Raw genomic sequence first — 16427 nt, 5'->3', positions numbered from 1 at the left:
ATAGGCGAAGCTGTCAAACCAGTCCTATTTCACACACAGCCTTTCGAACCAGTAAGCGACGTCTCACCTGTCCCATGTCCGAAAGAACCTGGGTAGTATGACACGACATTTTGTGGCGAGGATCATTCTCTGTGAATTTGTTACAAAGCCTTGAAAACTAACCTCACAACTTCTTGAAAAAACGGGACAGGTGTTGAAACGATCAGGCTTCGACTTTTATTGGTTCCCTTGGGACATATTCGAAGTAAACAGGGTGTGGGCGTACAGAATTGGGGCAGTTTTGTTATCACAGATCATATTCACAACACACTTGAATGGCGAAATACCCATTGAAGACTACATTGCGATCGGCGTTAAGAACGATACGATCTGCAATACGTTGGGGTTTACAGGCCGGCTTTTCGTCGTGGAAAACGAGCATCTCAATATCATTGAAGGGCCAAGCGAACTCAATGAGAATTATTATACGGCGTTCGTGAAGGACCCTCGAGCCAGCTCGACCTTGCGTCACTTCTCTCAAACTATCGAAACGCGCGAATTTCCTGATTACGGCGTGTGGGCCAAACATAGCGCTATGCCCGATAATGTCCCGCCCGAAATCAAACCCTTGACGCAAGAGAGCTTGAACGCCGCGCTTGTCCCTAACCTATCGGTAAAGCTTCGACTGATTATAGATGGCTATATAGGCGGTAAACTCTGAGGTAACTGCGATCACCAATCCCCATTGACGCTTTGCCAAACACTCAGCAGCGCAATCGCAGCCGTATCGGCGCGGAGAATTCTGGGGCCTAGGGTAACAGGATGGACATTAGGTATCGCACGCAGCTCCTTGCGTTCGGCGTCTGTAAATCCGCCTTCTGGACCAATGAGTACCGCCAGCGGCGCGTCGAGTTTCGCGCAAGCCTCTCGCGCGCGTTCCGCATCGCCTGCCTCATCGGCAAATAAGATCGGCGTGTCATCCCATGCGGCCAAAATATCTAACAGCGGTTTCGCGTCGCGTATCTTTGGTACGTCGAGTCGTTCGGTTTGTTCGGCGGCTTCTATAGCTTGCAGGCGGGCTTTATCGATATTCAGACGCGGGAATTGGGTGCGCGCCGTGAGCACGGGCTGGAAGGTCCGCACGCCAAGTTCCGTGCCTTTTTCGATCATAAAGGCCGTGCGATGTTTGCGCACAGGCGCGAAGAGGAGCGTGACATCGGGAACGGCGGTGGGTTGGCGTAAGCGTTTCGCGACGACCAGCGTTGCAGATTTCTTACCCGACGACGCGATTTCGGCCCGCCATTCGCCGCTTGTGCCATTAAACACACGCACGGAATCTCCGACTGATTTACGGATAACATTAGTGAGGTAATGCGCGGTTTCGCGCGGCAGCTCGATTTGCACATCTGCCGATAAATCATCGGGCACATATAGTCTTGGAAGCGTATAGTTTTCGCGCATGAGCCTGCTATAGAGCGGGTCATGTCACCTGTCACCGAAATTGAAGCTGTAAAAGATTCAGCGAAATCCCATTGGGTTAACCGCGCGCCCCTTGGGATACGGCCATATTTACAGCTTTCGCGTTTGGACCGTCCCGTGGGCTATTGGTTGCTGGCGCTGCCGGGTTGGATTGGGCTGGCCTTTGCGGGGTTAAGCCACGGCTTGGCTTGGACGGATATGATCTGGGCCGTGTTAATCTTGATTGGCGCAATCGCCATGCGCGGCGCGGGCTGTACCTATAATGATATCGTTGATCAGGATTTAGACAAACAGGTCGAGCGCACGGCGCTGCGCCCACTGCCCGCAGGCACGATCACATCCAAGCAAGCCTGGAGTTGGACCTTTGCGCAAATCGGCATTGGGTTTTTGGTCTGGCTCTGTTTGCCGTGGCTGGCCAAAGGTATCGCCCTGCTCTCTCTGCCCCTCGTCGCGGCTTATCCCTTTATGAAGCGGATCACTTGGTTCCCACAGGTTTGGTTGGGACTAACATTCAACTGGGCGATTTTGGTCGCCTATGCGGCGAAAACGGGAACGGTCAGTCTTCCGCTGTTCATTCTCTATTTCGGCCTGATGTTTTGGACGGTCGGGTACGATACGATCTACGCCTGTCAGGATATTGAAGACGACGCGATGGTGGGGATTAAGAGCACCGCGCGGAAGTTTGGTGGGCGGGTGAAACTTGGGGTTGGGGTTTGTTATAGCTTATTCATCACAGCCGCATTTTTCTCAATTCACCATGAAGGACTGAACACGCTAACAGGTAAATACGCTGAAAAATATGCGGGAGAAGAAGGAATGATTACGATAGAGCCCCTCTGGCTTGTCACCATGCTGGCAATTCCTGCTGTACATTTAATTTGGCAAGCGCTTAGACTACAGCACGACAATGCAAGACTATCTCTGAATTTATTCAAATCCAATCGAGGCTTGGGCCTAATATTAGTTTTAAGCATATTATCGCCCATAGTCTTTAATGCTTGGGTCATGGGTATTTTGCATACGCCGCATTGATTGACGCCTCACCCAACCGTGATTGCATCGTGTCTGGCCTCTCATGCGTATGCACACATATAAAGCGTTCAGAAACGGAGAATTCCATGCTGACCAGACGTGAATTGAGTTACAGATTAACGATGGGCGCAGGCGCCCTCGCCTTGGCTGCTTGCTCGCAAACGACATCAACCGCCGAATCTTCAGAAGGCAAGATCATGACACAAACTTCAAATACCGATTGGGCCAACCTTTCAGAGCGCGAATGGAAAGAGCGCCTGACAGACGCCGAGTTCCGCGTGCTGCGCAAAGAAGGCACAGAACGTCCGTTCACCTCCGAGTTCAACGACAACAAAAAGGTCGGCACCTATGTCTGCAAAGGCTGTGCGCTACCGTTGTTTACCTCCGAAACCAAATTCGACTCCGGCACAGGCTGGCCGTCCTTCTTTGATTTCATCGAAGGTTCGCTGGGCACCAAACTTGACCGCAAGCTGTTCATGGCCCGCACCGAATATCACTGTTCGCGATGCGGCGGGCATCAGGGTCACGTTTTCAAAGACGGCCCAGCCCCGACAGGCCTGCGTTATTGCAATAATGGCGTCGCGCTAGACTTTGTAGAGGCCTAATTCGCGACACTTTGGCCGCGCGTGTTTTCGGGCTTGTCAAAACACAAAATGCGCGTCACTACTTATGTCTAATAGCCGTCCCATCGTGGGGCCGCGTTCATGAGAGGAGGTGCAATTTGTTTATCTGTTTTGAGGGGTCTTCCCGAAGCTGTTAAATCAGCACCTCGTAAAAATCGAATGCGGGTAAAGACATATCTATCTTGAAATCGGGCAATGCGACCCGACGAGACCCAAACTTCAAAATGAACCCTCTCCATACTGTGGAGAGGGTTTTATTGTTTCTGGAAGACTGTGATTTGCGGACCTCTGTTGTATCACCACGCGATTCACGCCAAACACAACGCTCATGACCGCCATTACGGAAAATTACATGGCCATTGCCCGCACCGTCGACCGCCGCCTCTTCTTTGTACTCGACCGCACATATTTGCAATTGGCCCAAGCCGCAGACCGCGCCCTGGCCGAAGGCTCAGGGCTGGGCCGCGCGCAAGCCGCGGTGTTGGTCTATCTTGGCTATCACGACGGCTGTACTTTGACAGAACTCTCTGAAGGCACAGGTCGCCGCAACGCCGCGATTACGGGGTTGGTCGACCGCATGGAAGCCGCAGAGCTGATCACGCGCAAACAATCCTATGGTGATCGTCGCCAACGCACTGTCCATTTAACGGACAAAGGCTGGTCCATGCGAGAGGAGGTCATGGCCGACTTCCGCGACTTTAACACACGGCTCACACGTGGGTTAAATGAAACAGAGACGGCCGCCGTAATGAAATTCCTATCGCAATCCGTCGATAATGTGCGCAGACCTGCCGCCAAATCTAGACGGAAATAACTCGCTTAAAACGCGACTAAACTTGCCAACTGTCCAATTTTCGCCCTATTGATGGTTAACTCTCGTTAAGAACAAGCCATTAGGGAGGCAATTGTGGGGCGCATTTCCATCGGAAAACGACATCAAATCAAAACTGTTATGCTCGGATGGCTCTCGTTTTGTCTATTGGCACCTGTTGTCTCAACCGCTCAGGCTTTCACGGCCGTTGCGCAGACAACGCCCGCGATTTCTCGTAGCGCGCCGCTGGCGCGAGATGCCTCGACATTCGAAATCGACAAAGCGCTCAATGCGGCATGTCGCAAAAGTGGTCAGCCCAACAGCGCGATCACGCGCGAAGCTTGCCTTTGCGTGACGCATGTATTGAAATATGAACTCACGCTTCCAGACTATCGCGTCGCTGCGCGGATTTACGGCGCCTCAGGCGACCGGACGCAGCTTTACACGACCCTGCGAAGAGAAGGTGCCTCAACCGCCCAAATCGCTCTCGCTGAAGGGCTGGAGCGCGACCTAATCATGGCGTCAGATTTCAGGGAACGCTGTGCCACAGCCAAGGCCTATTATAAATAATCTGCACGTCTAACACACTTAAGCTATTGGACTCCCTTGACCTCTCACGTTAGAGCGCAGCCAATGGCCAAACGTAAAAAATCTAAACCTGCAAATCTGCCTGTCGAAGTCGATATGGTCTCTGATTTTGTCTGCCCTTGGTGCTGGTTAGGATACAAGCAATTCATTCAGGCTGCCGATAAAACTAAGCCGCGCCCGAACCTGTCCTTTCGCCCCTATATGCTAGATTCCGCTGTTCCCGAAGAAGGCGCGGATTACCGGGAATATATGAAAGCGAAGTTCGGCGACAAGCCAGACAACCGTTTCAATGCCATGCGCGACCATTTGGAAGCTGCAGGCCCTGATGCGGGGATAGCATTTGACTTTAAGGCCATTACGCGCCGCCCAAATACATTAAATGCACATCGCCTGATGCGCTGGGCGCAAGGTCAAGATTTGGGACATGAATGCGCCGAACAACTGTTTCGCGCCTATATGGAAAAAGGCGAAGACATTGGCGACCTTGACATCTTGTGCCGTATCGCAGGCGATATCGGGATGGACGCAGAACTCGTCCGCGACCTACTTGGCGGAGGTCAAGATAAGGTCGATATTCAGAACGAAATGCTATTTTTCCGAGGTCTTGGCGTTACGGGTGTTCCGTTTTTCATCTACGCAGGACAAATGGCTGTAACGGGGGCGCAGCCCCCTGAAACGCATCGGAAAGTCTTGGCCGATGCAGCAAAACTCGAACCACAAGACATATAACTAAAAACTACCGGGGAAATTTAATGACACTTTTTCAAATCGTCGCACTCTACATCGCGCTCAACATGATCTTAGCGCCGATCCTAATGTATCGCGTGGGACAAGTCCGACTAGGCAAGAAAATCAATCTTGGTGATGGTGGGGATGAACTCATGCTGTCGCGTATTCGCGCCCATGGTAATTTTACTGAAAACGCCCCGCTCGCCCTTCTCGGTCTCATCGCATTAGCGATGCTGCAAGCCAGTCCGATCACTCTGCATATTTTCGGTGCGGCTTTTTTGATTGGTCGGATTTTACATGCCATGGGCATGGCAAAAGTATTCGGTCAGGGTCGCCTCGTCGGCACTTTACTGACCCTGCTGACATTCTTTGGGCAAGCTCTCTATCTGCTCTTCCTTATTTTCACATCTTCCGGAGCCTAACCAAACTCTATGTCGACATCTGACCCGATCACCGCTGACGCCCTGACGCCAACTTTAAAGGCGTTGCTAAAAGCGGCCAAAGATGCCGGCGCAGAAAGTGCCGACGCAGTTGCCACACATGGCCGCAGTGTCGGCATTTCGGTGCGGGATAACGCGCTCGAAGATATCGATAGTAGCGAAGGCCGTGATATTGGCCTTCGCGTCATGATCGGCAAACGTCAGGCCTGCGTTTCGTCGTCGGATTTGTCGAATGATAGCATTCGGGCCTTAGCTGAGCGCGCCGTGGCGATGGCAAAACTTGCCCCTGAGGACCCCTATTGCGGTCTAGCCGACGCCGACTTGATGTCTGAGCCCGGCGGTGCAGCCGCGCTCGACGTTTGGGATGATTCTGTGATCGACCCCGCCACGCTAAAAACGCGTGCCCATGAATTAGAAGCCGCAGCCCTGTCCATCAAAGGGGTTGCGCAGGCAGAAGGCGCAAATGCCAGTTGGACGACGAGTGCCTTTGCCTTTGCGACAAGCCACGGGTTTATCGATGGGTGGCGGGCCTCGCGTCACGGCTTGTCTGTGTCGGCAATTGCCAGTCAAGATGGTGCGATGGAACGGGACTATGATTATGACAGCGCGCGTTTTCTTGATTCCCTGCCTAACCCTGCAACAATCGGCCAGAAAGCCGGACAACGGGCTGTGGCTCGCCTCGGCAGTCGCCAAATTCCATCGGCCAGCCTGCCGATCATTTTCGACGAACGAGTCTCGGGCAGCCTAATCGCCGGCCTGTTAGGCGCGATATCGGGTCCGTCTATTACTCGTGGCGTCTCCTTCTTAAAAGACCAGCTAAACGAAGCCGTGTTCGCCCCCCATATTCAAATTATTGACGACCCTTTTTTGGTGCGCGGCGATGGATCCCGTCCTTGGGACGGCGAAGGCTTGCGTGTGCGAAAACAACATATCGTCGAAAACGGCGTGCTCAAAACTTGGCTGTTGAATATGTCCAGCGCCCGCCAGCTGGGGGTTGCGCCCACAGGCCATGCGACACGCGGGATAGGCTCACCGCCAGGTGTTTCAGCAACAAACACATGGCTCGTCGCCGGGGAGAAAACACCCGAGCAGCTTATGGCTGAGATTGGTGAAGGTTTCCTGATCTCGGAAATGTTTGGACCGAGTTTAAATTCCAATACGGGCGATTACTCGGTCGGCGTATCCGGATATAAGATTGAAAATGGACAACGTGGCTTCCCTGTCTCGGAAGTGACAATTGCGGGTAATTTACGAGACATGTTCAAAAGCATGATACCGGCAAATGATCTAAAAATGGACGGCAGCACAAATGCCCCCTCCATTCTTTGTGAAGGTCTGACACTTGCCGGATCTTAGCCAACTCGACCCCAGCTGCGCCCTTCCCGAAGCGGACCTTGACTTGCTGCGTGACATTGTCCGCAAAGCGGGGGGTATCGCGAAAGCGGCCTTCGAAGCCAATGACTCCAAGACTTGGAATAAATCGGACAGTTCGCCTGTCACAGATGCCGATATTGCGGTGAATGATTTTCTGTTTGAACACTTACGCGACGCTCGACCTGATTATGGATGGTTGTCAGAGGAAACCAAAGACGATTATTCCCGTCATGCCTGCCCTCGCAGTTTTGTTGTCGACCCGATTGATGGCACGCGCGCCTTCATCGATCGCACGCCAAACTTCGCCGTGTCCGTCGCTATTATTGAAAAAGGGCAGTCCATTGCGGGCGTTGTTTTCAACCCTTTGATGGATGAGCTGTATGAAGCCTGCATCGGCGGCGGGGCGCGTCTTAACGCGAAACCTATCTCGGCGACCGACCCCGAAAAAATCGCCGGTATTCATATGGTGGGTTATCCGCGCAAGTTTCGCAAATTAGACTTCCCCGAAATGAATGTCAGCGTCGCCAATTCGATGGCGTATCGTATTTGCAAGGTCGCCAGCGGCGAAGCCGATGCCACCATCGCCTTCACGCCTAAATCGGACTGGGATCTGGCGGCTGCAGCTCTCATCGCCACGGAAGCTGGCGCTGTGATTACTGATATTCGTGGAAAAATTCCGCAATTCGACACAGAAACGACCTCAGGTTTAGGCGTCATTTGTGCTGGTCCGACGCTACACGCTTTGTTATTGGCGGAAGTGAAACCACATCTAGCCCAATTTACACAGGGGCGAGATTACAAATTTTTGGGGACTCGTATGTCTGACCGTAATAGAAGTGCCGAAGCTATGAAATCCGTACAATTGCTCCACCTTGTCATTGGTGGCGAACTCATCGACCCAAACCGCACAGAATTTAAAGATCTTACAGCGGTCGATTTTGTTGGCGCCTATGCCAACATCGAAGAAGCCCGCAAAGCTTGGAAGTCAGCCGCGCAACGCACTGTCGATAACGCACATATGCGCTATTTCATCCTGCACGCCCATGACCTCATCGATCCCGATGGGGACGGCATTATTGGATAATTCTGCGCGGCGCGACATGTCCAAATCCCAACAGACGGATCGCGCCCGCATTGCTCGCCTTTGGCGTGACTACATCTGGCCTCAAAAAACGCGACTATTATGGGCCGTGTTTTTCATGGTTATCTTCGCCGCCGCGACAGCAGGCTATGTTTATCTCGTCAGCCTTATTATTGATGCTGCGACAACACTGGACGGCGGCGATAGCCTTTCCCAGACCAAACGATATGCCGCGATCATTCTACCCGTGATTTTGGGCCTGACCTTCGCAGCAGGCCTTGGCGGATATATCCAACGTATCCTTACGAATTCGATCGCGCTGAACACGGTCGGCAAAATGCAAACGCAGATGTTGCGGGCCGCCCATGCGCGCGATTTTGCTGATAGCCAGGCCGAGCCTACGGGCGAGTTAATTGCGAAATTCACAAATGACGTGACCGTGGTGTCAGGTGGGTTAGTGCGCGTCTTAGGCAATCTCATCAAAGATGTGTTGACCGTGATTTTCACGGTTGGCGCCATGCTGTATTTGAACTGGCAGCTCTCGCTTTTTATGGTCGTTTTCGGATTTGCTCTCTGGCCAATTATCGAAATTTCGAAACGTCTGCGAGGCAATGCGCGCGAAGTACAAGAACATATCGGCCACATGACAGCAGAATTGAAAGAAAGCCTCGGCGCGGCACAACTTGTCAAAACTTATGGCTTGGAATCACGGGAACAGGCCCGCCTCGACCATAGTTTTTCAGAACGTATTCGCCTCTATTTGAAACTCATTACGCAACAAGCGCGTGTCGACCCCATTCTCGAAGTTGTGGGTGGCCTCGTTATCGCGGCTGTCGTGATCTTTGGCGTCTGGCAATATGGTTCAGGCACCGCGACGGGCGGCCAAATCGCGGGGGTTCTGATGGGTCTTTTGGCGCTTGCGCCGCGCCTGCGCGCACTCGGAACACTCAACAACGTGGTCCAGGAAAGCCTCAGTTCAGTGGGGCGCATCTTCGAAGTGATTGATACGCAACCTACGCTAGAAGATGCCATTATCGCATCAGATCTCAGCGTCTCGGATGGCCGCGTAGAGCTCCGCAATGTGAGCTTTACCTATCCTGACGGCACTCTGGCATTACGCGGTTTCAACCTGATCGCAGAGCCCGGGCAAACGACCGCGTTGGTTGGGCCTTCTGGCGGCGGTAAATCCACCGTCATGCACCTCATTCCGCGTCTCTATGACGTCACCGAAGGGGCTGTTCTGATCGACGGGCAGGATGTGAAAGAGGTCACGCAAGCCAGCCTTCGGCGTCATATCGCGGTTGTCTCGCAGGACGCCGTTTTGTTTAATGACACAATCGCGGCCAATATCGCTCTTGGGGATTTAGACGCCGACCGTGATGCCATCATCCTCGCCGCCAAAGCCGCAGATGCCCATGATTTTATTGCGCGCCTGCCTGATGGATATGACACGGTGTTAGGCGAAGACGGGTCAGGGCTCTCTGGCGGTCAAAAACAACGGCTCTCTATTGCGCGTGCGATCCTGCGCGACGCGCCAATCCTATTGCTAGATGAGGCCACCTCCGCGCTAGACACAGAGTCTGAGGCCAAAGTTCAAGCCGCACTAGAACGCCTGAGCGAAGGCCGAACCACCCTGGTCATTGCCCATCGGCTAGAGACAATTCGAAATGCGGATAAGATTTGCGTTGTCGATAGTGGACGTGTTGTTGAAACGGGCACAGATGCGGAATTACGGGGGCGAGCTGGGATTTATGCGGGGCTAAATCAGAAAATTTAAGTTACCGCTTATCGTACTTCCCACTCTCGATCAGATCTTTTACTGCTTTATCAGTTTCTTCGAATAAATTTTTAAGATCCACGCTTAAATTTTCATCAACCCGTTTTTGAACTATACTGATAGGTGCCACATTTATTTTTAGCTGTTTTGGCGATATACATGTTTCTTGCCCATACTCATCAGACACAATTACCCATTCATATCGTCCAGTCTCAACAAATTTTTGCCCGAAACCCAAACCTAAGCTAATGACGAGTGCAGGAAAGTCAGGTTTGTCTGAAAGAATAGTATTATAAACGTTTTGCAAACCCAAAAATGACATTGGGTGATCTTCACCTGCAATCCGAGCCAGCAAGTCAAATGCGGCTTGCAAACTCGCCAATTCAGCAGTGTTCAAATCTCTAACTTGCATACCTTTTATTCCCTTCGCAGCAGCTCGCTAATCGGGTTGCCCGTCCAGTGGTCCATAAAACGCGCCTTCACATCGGCCGGATCATAAATCGTTTCGACCCAATCCATAAATGTGATGTCATGGTCTTCGGCATATTTGAGATAGTCATTGAAGAAGAAATCGAGCATCCCCGTCTTGCCTTGCTTCACGTGAAGTTTTTTGAGCGTTAGTTCGCTGTCCACCGCTTGCGCAATCGTGTCGCCCATATGGAAGTGCCGATAGAGCACCCCCATAAATCCCGTCCGGTCTGCGCCTGATTTACAATGCATCATGGCGGGATATTCAATTTTCTCGAACAAATCCCGCGCGTCGCGGATTTTCTCAACCGTGTGAACGTCGCGCGAATAGACCCGGAAGTTGATCAGCGCGATGCCATGTTTCTCGCAAGCTTCTTTTTCGAGCCAATAAAAACCCTTGGGGCTCGGGCCGCGCAAGTTCAGGATAGTCTTAATCCCCTCTTCAGCCAAGAGCGCGATGCGCTCAGGCGAAGGTTGATTCTCGCGGCACATCCCACCGCCCAGATCATGTCTGTTCGGAAAGCGGGTGCGTAAAAAGCCGTGATCCCCCCAAACAAGGTCACGTCGTGCCTGTTTCCTGTCACGCGGGTTGTTGAGGTCTAGAGGTTGATCGCTTAGGTCAGTCATAAGAAGCTTGGCTAACAGGGAGGCCGCACGTGTTCAAACGTCTTTTGCGGCGGCCTGGTGTACAAAACGCACTTGGGTGGTTGGTTGCGCAATATATGCGGCTGATAAAGCTGACAACGCGGTGGGACATTCGCCACGCCGAACGGGTCCAACATATAGTCGATGGCAAAGCGGGCATCATTGCGCTGACGTGGCATTCGCGTTTCATGATGCTGACCTCAGCTTGGGATAAAAATCTTCAGCAGCCCTACGTGATGATTTCTCGTTCCCGCGATGGCGCAGTTGTGGCCGCGACTTGCAAAGCGCTGGGTCTGAAAACCATTCGCGGCAGTGCCAAAAAAGGCGGCAAATATAAAGGCGGAGACGCCGCTGCCGCGGGCGCAATGACCGCCATCCGCGCGGGCGGCTGCGTTGTTGTCACGCCCGACGGTCCCCGCGGCCCGCGCCAACGTTTAGGCGATGGCCCTCTGCGCCTTGCGCGCGCAACGGGTGCTCCCCTGATGCCATGTACTTTCGCGGTGGCTCGTCGGAAGAAATTTAAAAGCTGGGATTATTTCATCCTGCCAAAATTGTTTGGTAAAGGCCTCATCATTTGGGGGACGCCCGTTCATGTTCCTGCCGACACGTCCGTCGCAGACCTAGAGGGCATACGTGTGTCTATCGAAAATGAAATGAACACCCTCCTGGCGGAAGCTGATACGGAATTGGGCCACGATCCAATTGAGCCCGCGCAGGGGCGAAAATCATGAGTTGGGCCGGCGCTTATCGCAGGTTGATGCTCACGCTCGAACCCTTCGCAGGCTATATTCTGCGAAAACGTTTGAAAGCTGGAAAAGAAGACATCACTCGCATTGACGAGCGCAAAGGGATTGCGTCTCTAGCCCGACCTGATGGAAAACTGGTATGGATGCACGGCGCGAGTGTTGGTGAGACGTCGATGCTTCTCCCGCTCATCCGCCGTATGTTGGAAGATGACCCTGATCTGCATATTTTAGTGACGAGCGGGACAATGACATCAGCGAAAGTTATGGCAGACCGCTTGCCGAACCGCGCCCTGCACCAAATGATCCCGCTGGACGGACCGACATTTGTCGCGCGATTTTTGGAACATTGGAAACCTGATTTGGGCATTTGGGCCGAGAGTGAAATTTGGCCAAACCTTGTCTTACAAACCAAAGCTAGTGGCGCAAAAATGGCCTTAATCAATGCCCGCATGAACCAAGCCTCCGTGGACCGTTGGCGCAGTAAGCGAAAATTTGCGCGACAGGTTTTCGGCTGTTTCGACATTATCCTTCCGGCCGACACCCTGACGCATAATGCGCTCTCTTTTTTAGGGGGGAAGACGGTTGGCGAAATTGGAAATTTGAAATCCTCTGCACCCGCCTTGGAATTTGTTCCTGCCGAATCCCTACGACTCAAGACCGCCATCGGCGATCGCCCCATCTGGTTGGCCGCGAGTACACATGGCCCAGAGGAAGATGAGATACTCGCCGCACATGGCGCAATTTGTAAGAAGAAACCGGACGCTCTGTTAATCTGGGTACCCCGCCATCCCGAGCGCGGCGACGAAATTATGGCGCGTTGCCGAGGCTTCAAAACGGCGCAACGGTCGAAGGGCCAAACCCTATCTGAGCAAACGTCCATCTATATCATGGACACCTTGGGTGAAATGGGATTGGCACTAGATCTTGCCGATGTGGCCTTTATTGGCGGGTCGCTTCACTCGACGCTGACAGGGCATAACCCACTCGAGCCTGCGCGCGCAGGAGTCCCGATCTTGACAGGGCCGCATTTTGCAAGCTTTACCGACATCTATGATCAATTCTTCAAAGCCAACGCTGCCATGCGCGTGACCTCTGCAAAGGCTCTTTCGAAATCCGTGGTCGCTATCATCAGCGATGGTGCAGCGTCGGCGCAAATGGCCGCTCGCGCTCGAAACGTGGCTCAGGAAAGCGATAGCGTTCTGGATTACACGGCGGCCCATTTGCAGGTATTGTTGCGTGGGGATATGGCGTCGTGAGAGCCCCAGAATTTTGGAATTATACGTCAGGGCCAGAAGCAAAAATTTCTCTACGCACTGTCCTCCGCCCACTGGGTTGGGTTTACGCAAAAGCTGCCGCGCGCCGTCTCCAAACAACGGAACCGCTGGATCCAGGCGTTCCAGTAATTTGCGTTGGGAATGCCACGCTGGGCGGAACGGGAAAGACGCCAGTCGTGTCCTATCTGCTTCAATCTTTGCGGCGTTTAGGTGTTGAGGCGCACGGTTTGTCGCGCGGCTATGGTGGCCGCGAAAAAGGCCCGACCGCCGTTGATCCAGACCATACGGCCATAGACGTAGGCGACGAACCGCTCTTGTTGCGCCGTTACGGCCCGGTTTGGGTCGCCGCTGGGCGGGATGAAGGCGCACGCACGGCTGTGGCAAATGGCGCTAAAGTCATCATCATGGATGACGGGCATCAAAACCCGTCACTGACAAAGACACTTTCGTTGTTAGTCGTGGATGCCGAAGTTGGATTTGGCAATGGCTGTGTCTTCCCTGCTGGACCCTTGCGTGAAGATTTGAATGCAGCTTTGAACCGGACGGATGCCGTCATTCTGATGAAACCAACGCCGGATTATAAAATTTCAGAAACCCTGCGGGAACAACTCGGCGGGGTGATTGTAATTCCTGCCTATCTCGCCCCGCGTATCGCCGCCCCTAAGGGTCCGCTTTTCGCATTCGCAGGCATTGGTCGCCCCGCGAAATTCTTCGATAGCTTAAAACGTGCAGGCGCGAATGTTGTCGAAACCGAAGACTTCGCCGATCACTACAAATATAAGGATGAGGATATCGAAAGCCTCTTCTTAATCGCGTCGGAAATGGAAGCCGGATTGATTACAACGGAAAAGGACTATGTCCGCCTACCAAAAGGCTACCGCAAAGGCGTGCAGGTTTGGCCTGTATCAGTCGTGTTTGAAAATGAGCTGACCCTCCGACGTTTGCTGCATCCGATTATCGAGATGGCGAAATGGAGGTAACTTTTCAGGATCGCTTTGAAGCCCTCGCCTATGACGTCGTCACTGGTTTGATGCGATGTCTCCCCTTTGGCTTGGTTTCGGGTTTTGGCGCTGGACTCGTCAAGCTCATCGGACCGCTGACCTCAAAACGTCATATTGTTGAAACGGGTTTACGCACAGCCTTTCCAGAAAAGTCGGACGCCGAAATCAAAGAACTGATGCGGGCGCAGTGGGATAATTTGGGACGAACCTTCGCAGAATTCCCGCTCACCGATCGCTTAAAACCGTTTGAGTCAAACAGCCGCGTCACTATCGTCGGACTAGAGCATTTTGAAGCCAACCAACCGGCCATTGTGATCTCTGGGCATTTTGCCAATTGGGAAATCATGGCGACGGTACTAACCCAATCGGATCACACGGTTCGGATCACCTACCGCAAGGTCAATAATCCGTTGATCGATGAACGTGTGCGCAAGCAACGTGAGGCCTATGGGACCAAATTCCTCGTAAAAAAATCGACGCATGCGGGTGGACGAGAGTTAGTCGAAGCCCTGCGATCAGGCGAAAGTATCGCGATCCTCAATGATCAAAAATTCAATACAGGTATCGAAGTCCCATTCTTCGGCGAACCCGCAATGACAGCCCCAGGCGCCGTACGGTTGGCGTTGAAAACGGGCCACCCTTTGTTACCCATGATCGTAACGCGTCAAAAATCGCGCTTCACCGTAACGTTCTACCCACCGATTGCGCTAGAAAAGACAGGAAAGCGCGAAGCTGACGTCTTGTCAGGCGTGAAGAAAGTCGTGGCGTTTACAGAAGACCGCATTCGCGAAAACCCAGCGCAATGGTTTTGGGTCCACCGCCGCTGGCCAAAAGCGCTTTATAGAAAAGCAAATTCACAGCGAGATGGGAAAAGCTAAGCTGATTTCTGCGCGTCTTCTTCGGGGCGCGTCTCATCATAGACATCAAATTCATGCGCAATGCAGCGCTCGATAAGTTTGCGCCAAACGGGTTCGGCGATGTCGGGCGAGAGGCCCTTGTCTTTGGCTTCGACCAAGACCTTCGCAACGACATCTTCGATACGATCTGAATCATAGACGGCCGCGCGATTGGGTTTAATGCGAGCGGCGGCGTGCATGTAGCCTTGACGCGTCACGAGCAAGCGTACGAGTTCCCGATCGAGCGCATCGACGCCGTCACGGACCTCGATCATGGTTTGGCAGTCTTCAGGTTTTTTAGGCATTATTGTGCGTCCTTGGCGGGCCACGCCGTCAGTAATTCTGGGTCAAGATTGCGCCCACGCCATTTTAGACGCCAGCACAAGTGCGGGCCCGTCGAACGCCCACGCGAACCCACGGTTCCGATTTGCTGACCTTGAACAACGCGTTGGCCGTCCGCGACCATCACATCTTCATTATGCAGATAATATGAAATCAGGCCCTGCCCGTGATCGATCATGATGAGCGAGCCTTCGAAATACATCTCCTCACTGGCGAGGCTAACAATACCATCCGCAGGTGCGAGGATTGGGGTGCCCTTCGGCGCAGCCAAATCAACGCCAAAATGCGGGCGTTTCGGGTCACCATTGAGGATACGCTGCGCACCGAAATTCGTTGTTTTGATATGCTCGGTGACAGGATAAATGAAACCGTCTTCGAAGCCGATGTCTTCGACTTTGGAGGCAAATCCAACTTTTTTGAGCGCACTTGCCGCGCGGATTTTCTTCAGCTCCTCCGCCGTATATTCGCTGACCATATTTTTGGGCAGGCCATCAATGCGAGAGGTGTCATATTCGCGAGGCGTAATATCGAAATCGACGCGCGCATCACCAACGCGGACAAAGGCTGCAGGTTCATCCCGATCAAAGCCGACGATGATGATGCCGTTTTTGTCTGCGGTTTGGGTATAGGTATCGTTCTCAGAACGCCCAACTTCAACTCGGGCGTTGGGCGTGGTTTGGCAAACAACGAGCCCGCCTTGTTTAGCGATGCCGTGGCAGTCGAGTTCTTCCGGACGAGAGTCCAACATCACAGACAATTCTTCATCAGTATAAGCGTCAGATAGTTCGTTACCAAGCTGATCCTTAGTCACAACCTGAAACTCACCAACGCGAATAACTTCACTTTCAGTGCTCTGTGCTTCAGCTTCTGGCTGTGCCGAACAAGCCACCAAACCTAGCGCTAATATCGCGACAAGCGCACGCACCTAAATCGCGCCTGCGCGTTTGAAACCTTCTAGGCTTGCGGCGGCATCCTTATAGGCTTCTTGGCGATCTGCATTCCAATAGCGGAGCTGTTCCAGAGGGATTTGCTCACCCGTCACCGAGCACAGGATGTAGCTGCCCGTTTCCATGATTGTGAAGTCCGACGCGCCAAAATGAATTTTAGCTTCGCCCTGATTTTTAAAGAAACCTGTCATGCGT

At 52.9% G+C, this 16427-nt stretch carries 20 protein-coding genes; 14 read left to right on the top strand and 6 right to left on the bottom strand.

Annotated elements, in window-relative coordinates:
* The first annotated feature begins 280 nt into the window (after positions 1–280).
* Positions 281–700, top strand: coding sequence for a BLUF domain-containing protein (locus tag IE073_RS11445; RefSeq protein ID WP_189585911.1), 420 nt, complete (start codon positions 281–283; stop codon positions 698–700).
* Between the two features lie 11 nt (positions 701–711).
* Here the strand turns inward: IE073_RS11445 and IE073_RS11440 are convergent, their stop codons facing one another.
* Positions 712–1440 (bottom strand): 16S rRNA (uracil(1498)-N(3))-methyltransferase, encoded by a 729-nt coding sequence (locus IE073_RS11440; RefSeq protein ID WP_189585907.1) that lies wholly within the window; start codon positions 1438–1440, stop codon positions 712–714.
* A gap of 21 nt (positions 1441–1461) precedes the next feature.
* Here IE073_RS11440 and IE073_RS11435 point away from each other — a divergent pair, with 21 nt between their 5' ends.
* From IE073_RS11435 to IE073_RS11395, 9 genes are all read left to right on the top strand, one after another.
* Positions 1462–2490 (top strand): 4-hydroxybenzoate octaprenyltransferase, encoded by a 1029-nt coding sequence (locus tag IE073_RS11435; RefSeq protein ID WP_189585904.1) that lies wholly within the window; start codon positions 1462–1464, stop codon positions 2488–2490.
* Between the two features lie 86 nt (positions 2491–2576).
* The gene (gene msrB, locus IE073_RS11430; RefSeq protein ID WP_189585901.1) at positions 2577–3095 is read left to right on the top strand and encodes a peptide-methionine (R)-S-oxide reductase MsrB; all 519 of its coding nucleotides are present in this window, start codon (positions 2577–2579) and stop codon (positions 3093–3095) included.
* A 346-nt stretch (positions 3096–3441) separates the two neighbouring features.
* Complete coding sequence (locus IE073_RS11425; RefSeq protein ID WP_189585898.1) at positions 3442–3927, top strand: MarR family winged helix-turn-helix transcriptional regulator; 486 nt, start codon at positions 3442–3444, stop codon at positions 3925–3927.
* Between the two features lie 93 nt (positions 3928–4020).
* Positions 4021–4494, top strand: coding sequence for a hypothetical protein (locus tag IE073_RS11420; RefSeq protein WP_189585895.1), 474 nt, complete (start codon positions 4021–4023; stop codon positions 4492–4494).
* A 63-nt stretch (positions 4495–4557) separates the two neighbouring features.
* Positions 4558–5241 (top strand): DsbA family oxidoreductase, encoded by a 684-nt coding sequence (locus IE073_RS11415; protein ID WP_189585890.1) that lies wholly within the window; start codon positions 4558–4560, stop codon positions 5239–5241.
* A 23-nt stretch (positions 5242–5264) separates the two neighbouring features.
* Complete coding sequence (locus tag IE073_RS11410; protein ID WP_189585887.1) at positions 5265–5663, top strand: MAPEG family protein; 399 nt, start codon at positions 5265–5267, stop codon at positions 5661–5663.
* Positions 5664–5672: 9 nt separating this feature from the next.
* Entirely contained in the window at positions 5673–7037 is a 1365-nt protein-coding gene (locus tag IE073_RS11405) for a TldD/PmbA family protein (protein ID WP_189585884.1), read from the top strand.
* On the top strand, positions 7024–8139 hold the full coding sequence (locus IE073_RS11400; protein WP_189585881.1) for an inositol monophosphatase family protein: 1116 nt from the start codon (positions 7024–7026) through the stop codon (positions 8137–8139). Before IE073_RS11405 ends, IE073_RS11400 begins: the two co-directional genes overlap by 14 nt.
* Positions 8099–9913, top strand: a complete 1815-nt coding sequence (locus IE073_RS11395; protein WP_189585876.1) for an ABC transporter ATP-binding protein — start codon at positions 8099–8101, stop codon at positions 9911–9913. The genes IE073_RS11400 and IE073_RS11395 overlap by 41 nt, the downstream gene beginning before the upstream one ends.
* 1 nt (position 9914) lies before the next feature.
* Here IE073_RS11395 and IE073_RS11390 read toward each other — a convergent pair whose 3' ends face one another.
* Positions 9915–10325 carry a DUF3806 domain-containing protein gene (locus IE073_RS11390; RefSeq protein WP_189585873.1) on the bottom strand — a complete coding sequence of 137 codons (411 nt, stop codon included), beginning with the start codon at positions 10323–10325 and terminating at the stop codon, positions 9915–9917.
* A gap of 5 nt (positions 10326–10330) precedes the next feature.
* Positions 10331–11008, bottom strand: a complete 678-nt coding sequence (locus tag IE073_RS11385; protein ID WP_189585870.1) for a fused DSP-PTPase phosphatase/NAD kinase-like protein — start codon at positions 11006–11008, stop codon at positions 10331–10333.
* A gap of 29 nt (positions 11009–11037) precedes the next feature.
* On the opposite strand from IE073_RS11385, the gene IE073_RS11380 reads away from it, so the two are divergent.
* From IE073_RS11380 to IE073_RS11365, 4 genes are read left to right on the top strand one after another with little or no spacing between them, the layout of a single operon-like run.
* Positions 11038–11757, top strand: a complete 720-nt coding sequence (locus tag IE073_RS11380) for a lysophospholipid acyltransferase family protein (protein ID WP_189585867.1) — start codon at positions 11038–11040, stop codon at positions 11755–11757.
* Positions 11754–13028 carry a 3-deoxy-D-manno-octulosonic acid transferase gene (locus IE073_RS11375; RefSeq protein ID WP_189585864.1) on the top strand — a complete coding sequence of 425 codons (1275 nt, stop codon included), beginning with the start codon at positions 11754–11756 and terminating at the stop codon, positions 13026–13028. Before IE073_RS11380 ends, IE073_RS11375 begins: the two co-directional genes overlap by 4 nt.
* Positions 13025–14026 carry a tetraacyldisaccharide 4'-kinase gene (gene lpxK, locus IE073_RS11370; protein ID WP_189585861.1) on the top strand — a complete coding sequence of 334 codons (1002 nt, stop codon included), beginning with the start codon at positions 13025–13027 and terminating at the stop codon, positions 14024–14026. Before IE073_RS11375 ends, lpxK begins: the two co-directional genes overlap by 4 nt.
* Positions 14017–14925: a lysophospholipid acyltransferase family protein gene (locus tag IE073_RS11365; protein WP_189585859.1), complete on the top strand. Its 909-nt coding sequence runs from the start codon at positions 14017–14019 to the stop codon at positions 14923–14925. The genes lpxK and IE073_RS11365 overlap by 10 nt, the downstream gene beginning before the upstream one ends.
* Here the strand turns inward: IE073_RS11365 and IE073_RS11360 are convergent.
* From IE073_RS11360 to IE073_RS11350, 3 genes are read right to left on the bottom strand one after another with little or no spacing between them, the layout of a single operon-like run.
* Positions 14922–15248 (bottom strand): chorismate mutase, encoded by a 327-nt coding sequence (locus IE073_RS11360; RefSeq protein ID WP_189585856.1) that lies wholly within the window; start codon positions 15246–15248, stop codon positions 14922–14924. The two genes, IE073_RS11365 and IE073_RS11360, sit on opposite strands and share 4 nt — an antisense overlap.
* The gene (locus tag IE073_RS11355) at positions 15248–16210 is read right to left on the bottom strand and encodes a M23 family metallopeptidase (protein WP_233350032.1); all 963 of its coding nucleotides are present in this window, start codon (positions 16208–16210) and stop codon (positions 15248–15250) included. Before IE073_RS11355 ends, IE073_RS11360 begins: the two co-directional genes overlap by 1 nt.
* Entirely contained in the window at positions 16211–16423 is a 213-nt protein-coding gene (locus IE073_RS11350) for a DUF2093 domain-containing protein (protein ID WP_189585853.1), read from the bottom strand.
* Between the last annotated feature and the right edge of the window lie 4 nt (positions 16424–16427).

This window comes from Litorimonas cladophorae (assembly GCF_014652455.1).
Classification (GTDB): Bacteria; Pseudomonadota; Alphaproteobacteria; order Caulobacterales; family Maricaulaceae; genus Litorimonas; species Litorimonas cladophorae.
The sequence above is the reverse complement of the archived record's forward strand: the minus strand, read 5'-3'. Positions and strand labels throughout refer to the sequence as shown.